Raw genomic sequence first — 14,765 nt, 5'->3', positions numbered from 1 at the left:
TGTTCCGCTGCCCCAAGCAGTCCATGCAGAAACGCTGGCCTTCAATGGGGCCTCCCGAATTCTGCATTTTCTGTCACGATTTCAACAGAGCACCCCGAGGAAACCGCCAGGAAGCCGCAGCAAAGTAATCACCGTTTGATCACTGTCTAGCCCCTGTTCAATTCCTGTTCAATTTCTGTTCAATCGCTGTTGATTGGCCCCCTTGGCATGAAACTTTCGCCCAGCAACCGTTTACTGTTTGCCATTGCCCTTCGCAATTGGCTTTGGATTCTTGGGACGGTGATTCTGAGTTTCTGGAGCGGCATCTTTAACGGTGTCAGCATTGCCCTCCTGGTTCCGGGCATCCTGGCTTTTTTGGGTCGCAAAATTGACCTCGGAGCCGATGCCCCAGAACTGGTGCGCAACCTCCTTTCCACCTTTGATGCCTTGCCCGAAGAGCAGCGGGGTGCTGCCATGGTGGCCACCATCGTGGGAGCCATTTTGATTAAAAACATCCTGGCTTTTTTGAGCACCGCCGTTGGGGGGCACTTGTCCCGGGCCCTGGTCAATGACGGCACATTTCAAGGAATTCGGATGCTCCTCGGGGTGGGTTTGGATTTTTATAGCCGCACCAAAGCTGGCGATTTAATTCAACGCCTTGGCTCGGAAATGAGCGGAGCCGTGGGCACAATCAACACCGTGGTGCAAATTGTGGCCACCATGGTCACCTTGCTCACCTTCATTGGTTTATTGGTGGCCATTTCCTGGCAACTCACGATCATTTCCAGTATTTTTGCCCTATTGGTGGTGCTTAGTAACCAACGATTTGCCAAAAAACTTAAGGAATATGGCAAACGGGGGGTGCAGCTCAGTCGGCTTTATACCAGTCAGCTTTTGGAGGCGATCGGGGGGATTCGGTTAATCAAGGCCACCAGCAGCGAGGATTTGGAATATAACCGCTTAACGGGCACATTGCTGAAGCGGCAACGGGTGGATTTACATTCCCAAACCTTCAGCTCTTTTGTGGCTTCGGTCAATGAATTTTTGGTGGTGGCTTCGTTGCTCTCGATCGTCTGGATTGGGCGATTTGTATTTCCCGGATCCCTCGAAGCCTATGCGGCCATTCTATTAACTTACCTATTCTTAATTTCGCGGGTTTTTGCCTTTGTCACCACCCTCGGGAAGGCGCTCAATAACTTAGCCCTTTGCTCGGCGGCGGTGGATGCCATGGTGCGTTTTTTAAGCCGCCAAGGCAAACATTTTGTGCCCGATGGAGCAGTGCCCTTTCCCGGTCTGCGGCAAGAAATTCGGTTTGAAAATGTGTCCTTTGCTTACCCCAGCCGCGACAAAAGCCGGGTGCTCGATCGGGTCAGTTTGCGCATTCCTCGGGGGACAACCCTGGCCCTGGTTGGCTCCTCAGGGGCCGGCAAGTCCACCCTGGCGGATTTGATGATTCGGTTTTATGACCCCACGGGCGGCCGGATCACGATTGATGGCCAGGATTTGCGCACGTTTTCCCTCCGCAGTTTGCACCAGTCCATGGGCATCGTCAGCCAAGACACCTTTTTGTTTAACGACACGGTGCGGGCCAATATTGCCTATGGCTGCGAGGAGTTAACAGACAAGGCGGTGATGGAAGCGGCCAGGCGAGCCAATGCCTATGACTTCATCATGGATTTGCCGGAGCAGTTTGAAACCATGCTGGGCGATCGGGGGGTGCGCCTGTCTGGGGGTCAACAGCAGCGAATTGCGATCGCCCGGGCCCTGTTGCGCAACCCCGATATTTTGATTTTGGATGAGGCCACCAGCGCCCTGGATACGGTCTCGGAGCGCCAGGTGCAACAGGCCATTAACGAGTTAAGCCGCGATCGCACCACGATCGTGATTGCTCACCGCCTGTCCACGGTGCAAAATGCCGACCAAATCGCCGTGCTCGATAAGGGGCAGGTGGTGGAAGTGGGAACCCATGCGGAGTTGCTGAGCAAGCGAGGTTACTATGCTCGCCTTTACGCGGTGCAGTTTTCCGAAAGCGCCACGAAAACCCCCGTGCGCTGCGACAACGCCATGGAAAAACTGGTGATGGAGGAAACCATTTCCCAGTTGGGGGCACTGGAAGCGGAGGGGGTGAAGATTGCCTTCGATCCGGGCAGTGTGATGGCTTGGGCCCTGAACCGGTTGCCGTCGCTCTATGCGGCCACCCAAGAAGGGGCTGCGTTTCAGCGCTATGTGGCGGAAGATGTGTGGCGATCGACGGTCAGCGATCGGGTGGCGGAGGCGATCGAACAAGTCCAGCAATCCCATTGGGAAGATGAGCGGCATCCACTGATTGAACAAATTCGGATGCGATCGGTGGTGTTGGTGGAGCGGTTGTCCTACGAAGGACGGTTGCGGTTGAATGCGGTGATTGGCACGTTGGCGCTGTTGGCGGATGGGTTGGTGGAGTCGCCCCAGGAGGAATATGAATCCTTGAAGGAGGCCTACCGAGCCACCATGCAATTGCTGGCCACGCTGGAGTTGTTGGAGGATGCCACCGGGGGGCTGGAGTTCAAACCCCGATCGGGCAAAAAGGGCGATCGCGATGAGGCGCAAACCTCCATTTCCCGCGCGGTTTATCCGCAGGTGAAACAGTTGGCGGAAATGCTGGAGATTTTGGCCAGCGAGTTGATTGATGAATTACTGCCCGATCAGTCCATTTCCCAACAGGCCAATCGTCAAAATGACTATCGCGCGGCCTACGATGTGTCGATTTCGCTGCTCGATCGACTGGCGGCCATTGAAACCCGCGCCACGCCCTTAACTGCTTAGGCGCAGAGGGTTGTTGAGTATTACGGGTTGGGTATCACGAGTGTTGATCAAAAAAAGTTGATCAGAAGTTGATCAACCAAATTTGGACGCACCCGATCGCGACCACAGGCGATCGAACCGCGTTGGCCCCAACAGAATCGTGAGGCCAATCTTGCCGCTGAGGATTGCCAAAAATCGCCATTCTCGCCACAGGTGCGGCCCAAACCACAGGGCCAACAACAGCAACCGAGCCGATCGCCACCCACGCCCCCGATCGCGCGGCCCCGCCGTCAGCGCTTTGCAGGCTAATCCTTTGTAAAACCGCGATCGCGCCGATCGCCCCAAAGCCTGAGACCTTGGCCCCGCCTGGGCCAAATGGCGCTCTAACACCGCATTACAGGCCCGCTCCAACCGCCGCAAATTGGCCGAGGACGATCGATCCGAAACCCGGTAGCGCACTTGGGCCTCGGGAATCATCACAAATTCACCCAACCCAGCCAAGCGCAACCACAAGTCCCAGTCTTCCGCCGGAATGAGTTCCGTTTGGAAGCCCCCCACCTGCTCCAGGGCCGATCGACGAATCAGGGGATTGGAGCCATTTTCAATGAAATTATTCAGCAACAGGGCGGTGAACACCTGGCCCTGATGGCGATCGCGAAAACCCGGGTGACGCAGTTGGTTGTCATCATCCACATAGTCCGTCCAACTGTAGGCCAACACAGCGGCCGGGTTCTCCTCCAAGGCCGCCACCCGATCGGCCAAGGCCGTTGCCGTCCACCAATCATCCGCATCCAAAAAGGCAATCAGGGATCCCCGCGCCGCCACCAAGCCACAATTCCGGGCGATCGCCTGACCCCCGTTGGGTTGGCGCAACACCCGAATTCGCGGATCAGCCGTTTGCAGGGCAATCTCCCCCGTCTGATCCGTGGAGCCATCATCCACCACGATCGCTTCCCAATCTGTCCAAGTCTGCGATCGCAAGGCGGCGAGGGTTTCGGGCAAGGTGGCCGCCGCGTTATAGGCCGGAATGATGACTGAAACCTTAGGCATGATCTACCCACACCAGGCAGCGACTCAGAAATTTCAGAAATTTCAGAAATTCCAGAGATTAACGTTATGGGCAATTATGGGCGATCGCTCCATTCCGCAAAATCCATCATCATAGCCTGTTCAAAGTTCAAGACTGGGGCGGTTGGGAACTGGTCGATCGGCAGATCGGTTAACGAGATTGTTGACGGCGTTATTGATGGCGGCCCACCGTTGATCATGCCGGGGCCGTGGTCAGTACTCCACAGTGCAGACCACGATCGCACGGTCGGGGCCGTCATCATCAGCGCTGTCTTGACATTCTCTCCAGCTTAAGCGGTGTCAGAGTTGCCAACCCTAATTGCCGCAATTCGTGCAGGTACAGTTCACACCGCAGGTACAGGAACCGGAACCACCGCAACCACAGCCTGAGGCATAGGCAGCAGTCGGCGCGATCACGGTCAAAGCAGCAGCCACAGCACCCACAATCTTGATCGTGCGGCGACCCTTAGGCGATTGCGATGTCGAAGTCTGTTGAGTCATGGGTTCGTTCTCCTGCTTGCACAAGGGCAAGTTTGACTAACAGCTCAACTCTATTCTCTCTAGTGAGCTATAGAGTCAAGAGGCGGCGCGATCGGGTAAGACAATTTATCGGGTAGGACAATTGAATGGGTAATGATCAAATGAGTTGTGCTGGAGTAGCCCTCGTGATCCCGGGAAATTTGACCCAACAACCCAATAACTCAACTGAGTCCACAGTTCCGCCTCACTGGGTGTTCACTCAGGTCGATCGCCCGGAACTGCCCAAGACTCAGGCCCAGGATTCTGCCGCCTTCGATCCCGCCGCTGCCGATCATGGCCTGCATCAGTTGGCCTTGGTTGCTGAAGATCGGGTCAAGGTGCGCCGACAGGTCACCCTTGATGATGGGACGGTGGCTTGGTTGCAACTGGCTCGGGGCACGGTGCTGCGGCCGGGCGATCGACTGCGCACTGCCCAGGGCGACTGTTGCCGGGTGGTGGCGCAACCGGAACCGGTGCTGACGGTGCGATCGCCCGATCGGCTATCCCTGTTGCAAGCGGCCTATCATTTGGGCAACCGCCATGCGCCCCTGGAAATCGCGATCGACTATTTGCGGCTTGCGCCGGATCCCACCCTGAAGGATTTGCTGGAACGGCGCGGCCTCCAGGTGATTGAGGAAATTGCTCCCTTTTTGCCGGATCCGGGAGCCTATGCAACGGTCGATCGCGCCCACCATGCCCATAACCATCACCACGACCACGCCCATTCCCACCACCATGAGTGAGCCACTGTCCCGATCGCTTGCCCTGTTGCAATTGGCTAGCCCGGCCTTGCCCGTGGGAGCCTTCAGCTATTCCGAGGCGATCGAAACCTTGGTGGACAAGGGCCGGGTGCGATCGGCAGCCGATTTGACCGACTGGTTACGGCAGGAGTTACAGGTGGGCAGCATTCGCCTGGAAGCGGCGGCCCTATTGAAGGCCCGACAGGCGATCGAGCAGGGCGATCGGGACTCCATTCACCACTGGAATCAATGGATTTCGGCCCTACGAGAAACGGAGGAGTTGCGGTTACAAAGTTGGCAAATGGGGCGATCGTTGGTCACCTTGGCCAAAGATCTCAACCCAACCGATGCCACCTTAGTGGCACTGAACTTGCAACCGGTAAACTACGCGATCGCCTTTGCTAGTTTGGCTGCCCATTGGCAACTGAGCCATGCAGAAATGTTGACCGCCTATCTACAATCTTGGGCTAGTAATTTGGTGAGCGCCGGGGTTCGCTCGATCCCGATCGGTCAAACCCAAGGTCAGCAAACATTACTCAATTTATGGCCCGATTTAACCGCCGCCATCGCTGAAATTCAGCAACTCGCCACCGCCGACACCGATGATGATTGGTTTGCTTGCGGTTGGGGTCTCTCGATCGCCAGCATGATCCACGAAACCCAATATAGCCGCCTCTTCAGAAGCTAGTTAGACGCTTGGCTGATGTTTTTCTCGTTGACCTGAAGCACAATAGAATTAGCCCAAAAAGCCAGGAGAAAAACAATGGTTGCTGCAAGAGAGAATCAGCCCCATTTCACACCGGAAGCCTATTTTGAGTGGGAAGCCCAACAGCTCGAACGGCATGAGCTAATCGATGGTCATGTCTACGAAGTGGGAAGTGACAGAACAAACCATAACTACAGTCCGAAGGATCATAGTTTGATTGCCGGTAATATTCTGCTGAGAATTAAGCCCCACTTGCGGGGAGGGAAATATAAAGTTTTCAACTCCGATATCAAGATTAATATTCTGAACACATCGGACTATGTCTATCCAGATTTAAGCATTACTTGCGATTCAAGGGATCGAGAAACAACGCTTTACAATACCTATCCCTGCTTGATTGTGGAGATTCTATCACCGAGTACGGAAGCTTACGATCGCGGTAGGAAGTTTGAAAAATATCGCCGCAATCCGAATCTGATTGATTACGTGTTAGTCAGTTCCGAAGAGGTGGCCGTTGAGATTTATCACAGAAACAGTGCGGGAGATTGGGTGATTTTGAGCTATCGATCGGGCGATCGGGTCGAACTGCAAAGTATTGGGCTAACCGTGGCGATCGAGGAATTCTATGAAGGAATTATATTTGAGGAATAGTCCAAATTTGCCGACACAAGATCATAAGGGTAAGGGGCTTAAGCTCCTTACAATAAAGTCTGGGAATAAGACAATCAATCACTCTATTTTTACTAGGAGTGTTGAATGATAAATTCATCGATTCGTCTGATTACCGATCAACAGATTTCAGAAATTTGTCAGGCTATTGTTGAGCAGTTTCAACCTGAAAAAATTATCTTGTTTGGTTCCTATGCTTACGGTCAACCTCACGAGTGGAGCGATCTCGATTTGTTGGTAATTATGGATTTCGAGGGACGGGCAATCGATTTATCTGTGGAGCTTTGGCGAGCAACAAAGCCGGAATTTTCAGTGAATTTTATTGTCAAGACCTCCTATGAAATTCAATGGCGATATCAACAGTTTGATCCGCTAGTGCGAGTAGCGATTGATCAAGGAAAGGTTCTTTATGACGCAAGTTATTCAAGAGTGGCTAAAGCAATCTGAAGAGGATTGGCAAATTGCAAACCTTCTCATTCAGTCAGATTTAGATAGCTATGGATCAAGGTAGTGCCGTAATTCAGTAATAATGAGCTGGTGAAAGTCTTGCGGTGTAGGCGATCAGTCACCAAAAATCATCACCTCACAGGCACTACCCCCATCGAGGCTAGCACAAAATTCTAGACAGCAAAAAGGCAGAAGAAATCAGTGCCTCTCCTGCCAGGTGGGGAAGACGATCGCCCCGGAGCGATCGCCCTAAAACGACTTAGCGCTTAGCGAGCTTTTTTGCCGGGAGCTTCCGCAACCGAATCGATTCGGGAGTGACCTCCACCATTTCATCGGAGCCGATATATTCCAGCGCCCGTTCCAGCGTCATTTGTACCGGCGCTTGCAACTGCACCAATTCATCGCCACCGGCTGCGCGATGGTTGGTGAGCTGCTTGGTTTTGCACACGTTCAGGTCAATGTCTTGCGGGCGGTTGTGCTCACCCACAATCATGCCCTTGTAAACCTTCGTGCCCGGTTCAATGAAGAACACACCGCGATCTTCAGCGTTCTTCATGGCGTAGAAGGTGGCCACGCCTTCTTCAAAGGAAATCATCACCCCGTTGCGGCGGGTGTCGATGTCTCCCACGATCGGGCGGTAGTCATGGAAGCTGTGGTTCATGATCCCTTCGCCTCGGGTCATGCGCATAAACTCGCCCCGGAACCCGATCAGACCCCGCGCCGGGATGATGAATTCCAATTGGGTGCGGCCGTTTTCGCCCACACGCATGTCCTGCATTTCAGCGCGACGAGTCCCCAGCTTTTCGATGCAACTGCCGGATGCATCGTCGGGCACATCCAACACTAACAATTCGTAAGGTTCGCAGGGTTGGCCGTTCACTTCGCGGAAGATCACCTGTGGCTGCGACACTTGGAACTCGTAGCCCTCGCGGCGCATGGTTTCGATCAAGATGCCCAGGTGCAGTTCACCCCGACCGGACACGGCCCAGCGATCGGGCGAGTCCGTTTCTTCCACACGCAGAGCCACGTTGGTTTCCAATTCGCGCATCAGCCGATCGCGCACTTGCCGCGAGGTCACAAACTTGCCCTCACGACCGGCAAAGGGCGAATCGTTGACCACAAAGGTCATTTGCAGCGTCGGCTCGTCCACCTTGATCAGCGGCAGCGCTTCGGGGTTTTCGGCGCTGGCCAAAGTTTCCCCAATGTTGGCATCGGCAAAACCGGAAATGGCCACCAGGTTACCGGCCGAAGCCTGCTCGATTTCCACCCGTTGCAGCCCTTCAAAGCCCAACAGCTTGGTAATCCGCCCCTTGGTGATTGACCCGTCTTCCTTAATCAAAGCCGCTTGTTGACCGGCGGTGACCGTCCCGTTATGGATCCGGCCAATCACAATCCGACCCAGATATTCGGAATAGTCCAGGGTGGTCACTTGCAGTTGGAAGGGTTTTTCGGGGTCGCCCACGGGCGCGGGCACATGCTCCAGAATCGCTTCAAACAAGGGCTGCATATCCTTGTTTTCGTCGGCCAAGTCGTTCTTGGCAAAGCCAGCCATCCCCGAAGCGAACAGGTAAGGGAAGTCGCATTGGTCGTCATCGGCTCCCAGCTCGATGAACAGATCCAACACCTTATCTACGGCGGTCATGGGTTCCACACGCGGGCGATCGATCTTGTTGACCACCACGATCGGGCGGAGACCCTTTTCCAGCGCTTTCTTCAGCACGAAGCGCGTTTGGGGCATCGGCCCTTCGTTGGCATCCACAATCAGCACGCAGCCATCAACCATGCCCAACACCCGCTCCACTTCGCCACCGAAGTCTGCGTGGCCAGGGGTGTCAACGATGTTGATCAGTGTTTCTTTGTAACGAACCGCAGTATTTTTTGACAGAATCGTGATGCCGCGCTCCCGTTCGAGGTCGTTGGAGTCCATCACGCAGGTGGGCACTTCTTCGCCCTCGCGGAAAATGCCAGATTGCTTCAGCAGCGCGTCAACCAGGGTGGTTTTACCATGGTCAACGTGGGCAATGATGGCAACGTTACGAATCGGGAGGCTCATAGGTTGATTAGCGATGGGTTCACACGGGCCCCGCTGACAGCAAGCAGTCCAGCAGGTTGGGTCTCGGAAAGACGATTTTTGTAAAAATCTGTAATGATTCTAGCCCAGGATTGCCAATTCGCATGGGCAATGTTATTGGCAAGTGTGATTGGCCACTGACTTTTGCCGCCAAATGTGCCAAACAGTGATGCCAAATGGCTATGCCAAACCAGCTCGCCAGCGTCCGGCCACCAAGCGCAAAGGCGAGCTTGAGGGACAGTCTGGGAAGCTGGTTGGGGGCTAGGGCCGCATCAAAAACAGTCGATCGCCCGGTTTAACTGGTCGGCGGATCCACCCAACGGCCATCGGCCTTAATCAGCTCAATCAGCGCCGATACGCCTTCGGTTTCCGGCACGCGCTTGATTTCGTCGCGACCCCGATACAGGGCGATCGTCCCCGGCGTTTTGCCCACATAGCCGTAGTCCGCATCGGCCATTTCGCCCGGCCCGTTCACAATGCAGCCCATCACGGCAATATCCAAGCCCACCAGGTGCTTCGTCGCTTCCCGCACTTGGTGCAGCACCTCTTCAAGGCTAAACAGCGTCCGCCCACAGGACGGGCAGGCCACATATTCCACCATCGTTTTCCGCAGGCCCAGCGATTGCAGAATGCTGTAGCAAACGGGGATTTCCTTTTCGGGGGCTTCCGTCAGGGAAACGCGGATCGTGTCGCCGATCCCTTCCGCCAGCAGGGTGGCGATCCCGGCGGTGGACTTGACCCGGCCATAGTCGCCGTCGCCCGCTTCCGTCACGCCCAAATGGATCGGGTAGGGCATCCCGGCTTCATCCAGCCGCTTGGCCAACAACCGATAGGCCGCCAGCATCACGGGCACGCGCGAGGCCTTCATGGAAATCACCAGGTTTTGGAATTGCATGTCTTCGCAAATCCGCAGGAATTCCAGCGCCGATTCCACCATGCCCAAGGGCGTGTCGCCATAGGTAAACACCATCCGCTCCGCCAGGGAGCCGTGGTTCACGCCAATCCGCATACATTTGTTTTGCTCGCCCAGGGTTTCCACCAGGGGTTGCAGGGTTTCGCGGATTTTCTTACCGATCGCCTCAAATTCGGCGGCGCTGTAGTCCTGGTCAGCGCGGGGCTTTTCAAACACATACAAGCCCGGATTAATCCGCACCTTATCAACGTGTTTTGCCACTTCCAGGGCGATTTTCATGCCGTTGTGGTGAACATCGGCCACCAGGGGCACAGGGCGATAGGTGTCTTCCAGGGTTTTGCGAATGCTTTCCATAGCCTTGGCGTGGGCCAGGCTGGGGACGGTGACGCGCACAATTTCGCAGCCGATTTCGTGGAGGCGACGAATGGCGGCCACAGACCCGGGAATGTCGAGGGTGTCTTCATTGATCATCGACTGCACCACGACCGGATGGCCGCCACCGATCGTGATGTCGCCCACTTGCACGGGGCGGGTTTGGCGACGATGGATCGTGGTGTCAAACAGTCGATCGTCTAGGTTGGTGGCGATGCTGCCGTTGGGAACGGGGGGTTTCGGCAGGGTTTGCATGGCTTCGCTCCGATCGCGGATGGCGCGGGGTATGTCTGAAGGCGCGGATGGTTCAAGGGGTTGCCCAAATAAATGGGTTTCCCAGTTTTTTAGGTTGCCATACTTTGGGCGATCGCTTGGGGTTTGTGGCGGATTTGACGATTTGCGCTGGTGATGGAGTCAGTCAGATCCGACAATTGGTGCTATCTATGGGGGCAGCGGTACAGGCAGCGATCGACAATCATGCGGCGATCGCAACTGGGATCGCGGGCATTCGTCGTTTAGGAGAGGCGCGATCGTGTTTGGACTGGGCTGGCCGGAAGTGCTGTTGATTTTGCTGGTGGCGATCCTGATCTTTGGGCCCAAGAAGTTGCCCCAGTTGGGCGGGGCCTTGGGCAAAACCCTGCGCGGTTTTCGCGATGAGCTGAACCCCGATGAAAAAGAACTCGATCGCCCCGCTGGCCCGCCGGACGTGGACGGAGAAGTAATCAAGGGCGATCGGTAACCAGCCACAATTCCCAGAGCTTCTAGAGCATTCTGAGAAGCTCTCGACTGAAGAGCCGATCGCCCCAAGGTCAGTTCAGCCAAATTGAGTTTGATCAAGCCAAGCTTTCTCTTCTAGAAATTAGCTCATAATCAATTCATGCTTGTAATTCTTGAGCTGAAAAACTCAAGATGCTGAATGAGGTTTGAAGCCAGATTAACTAGCTCAGAATCAGCCGGTAAAATTGGATTTTACTGTAAAGAAAACGAGCTGAAATCCATGAAAGCGATCGCCCTGAGTCAGTCCGGTGGGCCGGAAAATTTGCAGCTACAGGATTTGCCCCAGCCGGAGATTACGGCGGGTCAGGTGTTGGTGAAGCTCAAAGCGGCTGGCATTAACCCGATCGACACCAAGTTGCGATCGCGCGGCACGTTTTACCCCGACACAACGCCCCAGGTGTTGGGGTGTGATGGTGCGGGGATCATCGAGGCGATCGGCTCCGAGGTGACGGGGTGGCAACCGGGCCAAGCGGTTTATTTTTGCTATGGCGGGTTGGGCGGCCCGGCGGGCAACTATGCGGAATGGGCGGCGGTGGATGCCCGTTGCCTGGCCCCCAAGCCCGATCGCCTGAGTTTTGCGGAAGCGGCGGCGGCTCCCTTGGTGTTGATCACGGCTTGGGAGGCCCTGCGCGATCGGGCACGCATCACCGCTGGTCAAAAGGTGCTGATCCATGCCGGGGCTGGCGGCGTGGGCCATGTGGCGATTCAGTTGGCCAAGCTCTGGGGCGCGGAGGTAGCCGCTACGGTCAGCACGCCCGAGAAGGCGGATTTTGTGGCTGGGTTGGGCTGCGATCGCCCGATTCTCTATCGCCAAGAGGATTTTGTCAGCGCCTTGCAGGGCTGGACGGGCGGCCAAGGCGTAGATATTGCCTTTGACACGGTGGGTGGCGAGTTGCTGACGGCCACCTTTCCGGCCGTGAAGCCCTACGGCGACGTGGTGACGATTTTGGAACCCGCGGCCAACACCAACTGGAAAGTCGCCCGCAATCACAACTTGCGAATTGGGCTGGAATTGATGCTCACACCGCTGCTGAAGCATTGGGATGCGGGCTTACGGCATCAGGCGGAGATTCTGCGTCAATGCGCGGCCTGGATTGATGCGGGTCAACTCAAAATTCAGTTGCACCAAACCTTCCCGCTCGATCGCGCCGCTGAGGCCCACCAACTGCTGGAGCGAGGCGGTTTGATTGGCAAGCTGGCCCTGGCGATCGATCCCTAATTTCAGACTGAAAGTTGACGACTTTGAGCGGCTGGGCGATCGTGTGGAATCATCCCCGAATGGGATTTGAATTCAGTGGCTATGCTGGAGAGAGTTATTGCGATCGTCTTGCCATGACTGCTTCTATTGCCGCCCAGTTAATTGCTGCCAGCCTCACACCCGACGAGTATCGCGCCCTTGAAGAAAAAAGCGAAACCCGTCATGAATATTGCGATGGAGTATCAATCCCTATGACCGGTGGTACTTCAAGTCATAACCAAATTGGTCTGAACCTGATTCGGCTTCTAGATCTAGATCCACCCTTCACAGTTTTTGCATTGGATATGCGTCTTTGGTTGCCGACCTACAATCACGGAACTTATCCTGATTTGATGGTGATTGAAGGTGACCCCAGCTTTTCCGATGGACGGCGAGATGAAGTGTTAAATCCCACGCTGATCATTGAGGTTTTGTCGCCTTCAACGGCGGATTATGATCGCACGAAAAAGTTTAGTAAATATTGCTCCATTCCTGAGTTCCGAGAATATCTGTTGGTGGCTCAGGAAGAACCGGCAATCGATCGATTCTGGTTGGGTGAAGACGGCGACTGGCGTTGGCGAAGAACCGAAGGATTGACAGAAACCTGCTCGATCGCCACCGGCAATTTAGCGTTACCCCTGTCCAAAATTTATCGATCGGTTAGCTTTTAAATTCGGTTACCCATCAGCATTGCCCATGAACCCGACTCGATCGAGCGCCTCATCTTGGCAAACCGTCATCCGTTGGGTGGCGATCGGCTGTGTTGTGTTGGGCATTGGCCTGCGTCTTTGGGCCATTGATCACAATATCCTTTGGCACGACGAAGTACTAACGGCTGTCAGTGCCGCCGGCCATCGTTTGCCGGTGCTCCAGGCTCGTGAATTTGCCAACAAACTGGTCATGCAGCCGGAGTTGGTCGCCTATTTGGGGCCCAAGGGACAGCCTTGGCACACCGTTTTTGCTTCCGTGATTGGCAATCCAGAGCATCCACCGCTCTATTACCTGTTAACGCGGTTTTGGATGGAATGCTTTGGCAGCAGTGCCCTTGCCCTTCGGAGCTTGCCCACGATTTTTGGGCTGGCGGTTTTTCCTGCTCTGTACTGGGTCTGTTGGGAATTAACCCGATCGCCCTTGGTGGGTTGGGTGGCCATGGCGCTGGTGGCCCTGTCCCCGTTTCATGTGCTGTATGGGCGAGAGGTGCGGGAATATAGCCTGTGGGCGGCGTTGCTGTTGGTGTTGGGGGCGCTGCTGCTGCGTGCTTTGCGGTTAACAGAACGGGCGGCCACTTGGGGCGATCGGGTGCGGGCCTGGTGGCCCTACAGTTTGGTTTTGGCGCTGGGGCTATACACCTCCCTGTTGACGGTTTATGTGTCCGTAGGTCAAGGGTTGTATGTGCTGTGGCTGGATCGGGGGCGACTGGGCTGGCGGGTGCGATCGCTCATTCTGGCCGGCTTGGCCGGTGGGTTGCTGTTCTTGCCTTGGGCGCTGGTGTTGTTGAACCATTGGGAAGCCGCTCGCCAGCTCACCGCCTGGATGACCGCCTATGAAGAGCCGCGCATTCAAGTGCTCCGCCGATTGGTCACCCAAGTGTTGCGAGGGTTCACGGATTGGGTTCCCGTGGGCGCTGGTTGGTGGGGGGCGGGGCTGTTTTGCGCGATCGCCCTGGGAGTCTTGATCTGGCTGCAACGGCAGTTTCCCCTGCGGGTGAGCGGTTGGGTGCTGACCCTCACGTTGGTCTCCACCAGCCTATTGGTGATCCCCGATCTGTTCGATGGCGGGCTGCGCTCCGTCTCAACGCGCTACTGGACTCCGACCTATCTGGGGTTGCAAATTGCCCTCGCGATTCTGATTGCCCAATCCCTGACCCAAGGGCAAACCCTGCGCCGCAGTCTCGCCGCGATCGGGGCCAGCCTGTTATTAACCATTAGCCTGCATGGTAGTTGGCAATTAATCACCGCTACCACCAATTGGGCCAAGGGCATTAGTGTTAGCTTGCCTGCTTTTGCGGAACAGATTAACGCCGCCGCGAACCCCTTGGTGATTGCGGATGGATTTGGCTATCGAGTTGGCAACACCATCGCCCTGGCCCTACGTCTGCGGCCCAATGTGCCGTTCTATTTGGTCTCAGATTTTCGACAGGTCAACCCCGGTGATTTGCAATTGTTGAAAACGGCGATCGGGCAAATGACTCCACCGATCAGCGATCTGTACGTCCTAAACCTGATGCCCCCGTTTCGCGAGGCGATCGAGGCAGAATTAAAAGGGCAAATTCAACCCCTCGGCGGTGACAACATGGCCTGGCTCGATCGATTGCAACTGCCTTCCCCGATCGCTGCCCAAAAGCCCATGCCGTTAAATTCAAACCTTGAGCAATTCAAACTTTAACGAAATTCAGACTTCAACAAAAAAGATCAGAATCAAAAAGATCAGAACAAAAAAGACAAGAGGTTTAAACCCCTTGCCCTTGAACGATTGCCATTGAC

General features: G+C 55.4%; 15 protein-coding genes. 10 read left to right on the top strand and 5 right to left on the bottom strand.

Translation table 11 applies throughout. The features are described from left to right. Positions 1-207 precede the first annotated feature (207 nt). Complete coding sequence (locus H6G53_RS11465; RefSeq protein WP_190526559.1) at positions 208-2,784, top strand: ATP-binding cassette domain-containing protein; 2,577 nt, start codon at positions 208-210, stop codon at positions 2,782-2,784. Between the two features lie 72 nt (positions 2,785-2,856). Here the strand turns inward: H6G53_RS11465 and H6G53_RS11460 are convergent, their stop codons facing one another. The 3 genes from H6G53_RS11460 to H6G53_RS11450 all read right to left on the bottom strand — a co-directional run bounded on the left by H6G53_RS11460 (position 2,857) and on the right by H6G53_RS11450 (position 4,332). Continuing rightward, positions 2,857-3,813 carry a glycosyltransferase family A protein gene (locus H6G53_RS11460; protein ID WP_190533034.1) on the bottom strand — a complete coding sequence of 319 codons (957 nt, stop codon included), beginning with the start codon at positions 3,811-3,813 and terminating at the stop codon, positions 2,857-2,859. A gap of 74 nt (positions 3,814-3,887) precedes the next feature. Next, entirely contained in the window at positions 3,888-4,091 is a 204-nt protein-coding gene (locus tag H6G53_RS11455; RefSeq protein WP_190533031.1) for a hypothetical protein, read from the bottom strand. A 55-nt stretch (positions 4,092-4,146) separates the two neighbouring features. After that, positions 4,147-4,332 carry a hypothetical protein gene (locus H6G53_RS11450; RefSeq protein ID WP_190533028.1) on the bottom strand — a complete coding sequence of 62 codons (186 nt, stop codon included), beginning with the start codon at positions 4,330-4,332 and terminating at the stop codon, positions 4,147-4,149. 164 nt (positions 4,333-4,496) lie between these two features. Here H6G53_RS11450 and ureE point away from each other — a divergent pair, with 164 nt between their 5' ends. The 4 genes from ureE to H6G53_RS11430 all read left to right on the top strand — a co-directional run bounded on the left by ureE (position 4,497) and on the right by H6G53_RS11430 (position 6,912). Next, positions 4,497-5,093 carry an urease accessory protein UreE gene (gene ureE / locus H6G53_RS11445; RefSeq protein WP_347343075.1) on the top strand — a complete coding sequence of 199 codons (597 nt, stop codon included), beginning with the start codon at positions 4,497-4,499 and terminating at the stop codon, positions 5,091-5,093. Next, positions 5,020-5,778, top strand: coding sequence for an urease accessory protein UreF (locus H6G53_RS11440; protein ID WP_242030673.1), 759 nt, complete (start codon positions 5,020-5,022; stop codon positions 5,776-5,778). The genes ureE and H6G53_RS11440 overlap by 74 nt, the downstream gene beginning before the upstream one ends. A gap of 75 nt (positions 5,779-5,853) precedes the next feature. Beyond that, entirely contained in the window at positions 5,854-6,447 is a 594-nt protein-coding gene (locus H6G53_RS11435) for a Uma2 family endonuclease (protein WP_190533022.1), read from the top strand. Between the two features lie 105 nt (positions 6,448-6,552). Further along, the gene (locus H6G53_RS11430) at positions 6,553-6,912 is read left to right on the top strand and encodes a nucleotidyltransferase domain-containing protein (protein ID WP_190533019.1); all 360 of its coding nucleotides are present in this window, start codon (positions 6,553-6,555) and stop codon (positions 6,910-6,912) included. Positions 6,913-7,171: 259 nt separating this feature from the next. On the opposite strand, the gene typA is transcribed toward H6G53_RS11430, so the two are convergent. Together typA and ispG are read right to left on the bottom strand one after the other, a co-directional pair. Beyond that, positions 7,172-8,965, bottom strand: a complete 1,794-nt coding sequence (gene typA, locus H6G53_RS11425; protein WP_099532669.1) for a translational GTPase TypA — start codon at positions 8,963-8,965, stop codon at positions 7,172-7,174. Positions 8,966-9,278: 313 nt separating this feature from the next. Then, entirely contained in the window at positions 9,279-10,523 is a 1,245-nt protein-coding gene (gene ispG, locus H6G53_RS11420; protein WP_099532671.1) for a (E)-4-hydroxy-3-methylbut-2-enyl-diphosphate synthase, read from the bottom strand. A 47-nt stretch (positions 10,524-10,570) separates the two neighbouring features. On the opposite strand from ispG, the gene H6G53_RS11415 reads away from it, so the two are divergent. The 5 genes from H6G53_RS11415 (at position 10,571) to H6G53_RS11395 (ending at position 14,667) form a co-directional block, all read left to right on the top strand. Further along, positions 10,571-10,834 carry a hypothetical protein gene (locus H6G53_RS11415; protein WP_190533016.1) on the top strand — a complete coding sequence of 88 codons (264 nt, stop codon included), beginning with the start codon at positions 10,571-10,573 and terminating at the stop codon, positions 10,832-10,834. After that, positions 10,801-11,007 carry a twin-arginine translocase TatA/TatE family subunit gene (gene tatA / locus H6G53_RS11410; protein ID WP_190353443.1) on the top strand — a complete coding sequence of 69 codons (207 nt, stop codon included), beginning with the start codon at positions 10,801-10,803 and terminating at the stop codon, positions 11,005-11,007. The genes H6G53_RS11415 and tatA overlap by 34 nt, the downstream gene beginning before the upstream one ends. A gap of 258 nt (positions 11,008-11,265) precedes the next feature. Next, positions 11,266-12,264 (top strand): zinc-dependent alcohol dehydrogenase family protein, encoded by a 999-nt coding sequence (locus H6G53_RS11405; protein WP_190533013.1) that lies wholly within the window; start codon positions 11,266-11,268, stop codon positions 12,262-12,264. A gap of 113 nt (positions 12,265-12,377) precedes the next feature. Next, a complete protein-coding gene (locus H6G53_RS11400) occupies positions 12,378-12,953 on the top strand; it encodes a Uma2 family endonuclease (RefSeq protein ID WP_190353439.1) in 576 nt (191 codons plus the stop codon). 25 nt (positions 12,954-12,978) lie between these two features. Continuing rightward, entirely contained in the window at positions 12,979-14,667 is a 1,689-nt protein-coding gene (locus H6G53_RS11395) for a glycosyltransferase family 39 protein (RefSeq protein WP_190533010.1), read from the top strand. Positions 14,668-14,765 lie beyond the last annotated feature (98 nt).

It is taken from the genome of Limnothrix sp. FACHB-406 (genome assembly GCF_014698235.1).
GTDB lineage: Bacteria > Cyanobacteriota > Cyanobacteriia > CACIAM-69d > CACIAM-69d > CACIAM-69d.
Note: the sequence above shows the minus strand (reverse complement) of the source record. Positions and strands in the feature narration are given on the sequence as shown.

What these genes read in the sequence shown, in the direction of transcription:
- H6G53_RS11400 (WP_190353439.1), top strand. Translation starts at nt 12,378, where the DNA reads ATGACTGCTTCTATTGCCGCCCAGTTAATTGCTGCCAGCCTCACACCC.
- H6G53_RS11460 (WP_190533034.1), bottom strand. Translation starts at nt 3,813, where the DNA reads ATGCCTAAGGTTTCAGTCATCATTCCGGCCTATAACGCGGCGGCCACC.
- H6G53_RS11465 (WP_190526559.1), top strand. Translation starts at nt 208, where the DNA reads ATGAAACTTTCGCCCAGCAACCGTTTACTGTTTGCCATTGCCCTTCGC.
- H6G53_RS11450 (WP_190533028.1), bottom strand. Translation starts at nt 4,332, where the DNA reads ATGACTCAACAGACTTCGACATCGCAATCGCCTAAGGGTCGCCGCACG.
- H6G53_RS11405 (WP_190533013.1), top strand. Translation starts at nt 11,266, where the DNA reads ATGAAAGCGATCGCCCTGAGTCAGTCCGGTGGGCCGGAAAATTTGCAG.
- H6G53_RS11395 (WP_190533010.1), top strand. Translation starts at nt 12,979, where the DNA reads ATGAACCCGACTCGATCGAGCGCCTCATCTTGGCAAACCGTCATCCGT.
- H6G53_RS11435 (WP_190533022.1), top strand. Translation starts at nt 5,854, where the DNA reads ATGGTTGCTGCAAGAGAGAATCAGCCCCATTTCACACCGGAAGCCTAT.
- H6G53_RS11430 (WP_190533019.1), top strand. Translation starts at nt 6,553, where the DNA reads ATGATAAATTCATCGATTCGTCTGATTACCGATCAACAGATTTCAGAA.
- H6G53_RS11440 (WP_242030673.1), top strand. Translation starts at nt 5,020, where the DNA reads ATGCAACGGTCGATCGCGCCCACCATGCCCATAACCATCACCACGACC.
- H6G53_RS11415 (WP_190533016.1), top strand. Translation starts at nt 10,571, where the DNA reads ATGGTTCAAGGGGTTGCCCAAATAAATGGGTTTCCCAGTTTTTTAGGT.
- H6G53_RS11455 (WP_190533031.1), bottom strand. Translation starts at nt 4,091, where the DNA reads ATGACGGCCCCGACCGTGCGATCGTGGTCTGCACTGTGGAGTACTGAC.
- ispG (WP_099532671.1), bottom strand. Translation starts at nt 10,523, where the DNA reads ATGCAAACCCTGCCGAAACCCCCCGTTCCCAACGGCAGCATCGCCACC.
- typA (WP_099532669.1), bottom strand. Translation starts at nt 8,965, where the DNA reads ATGAGCCTCCCGATTCGTAACGTTGCCATCATTGCCCACGTTGACCAT.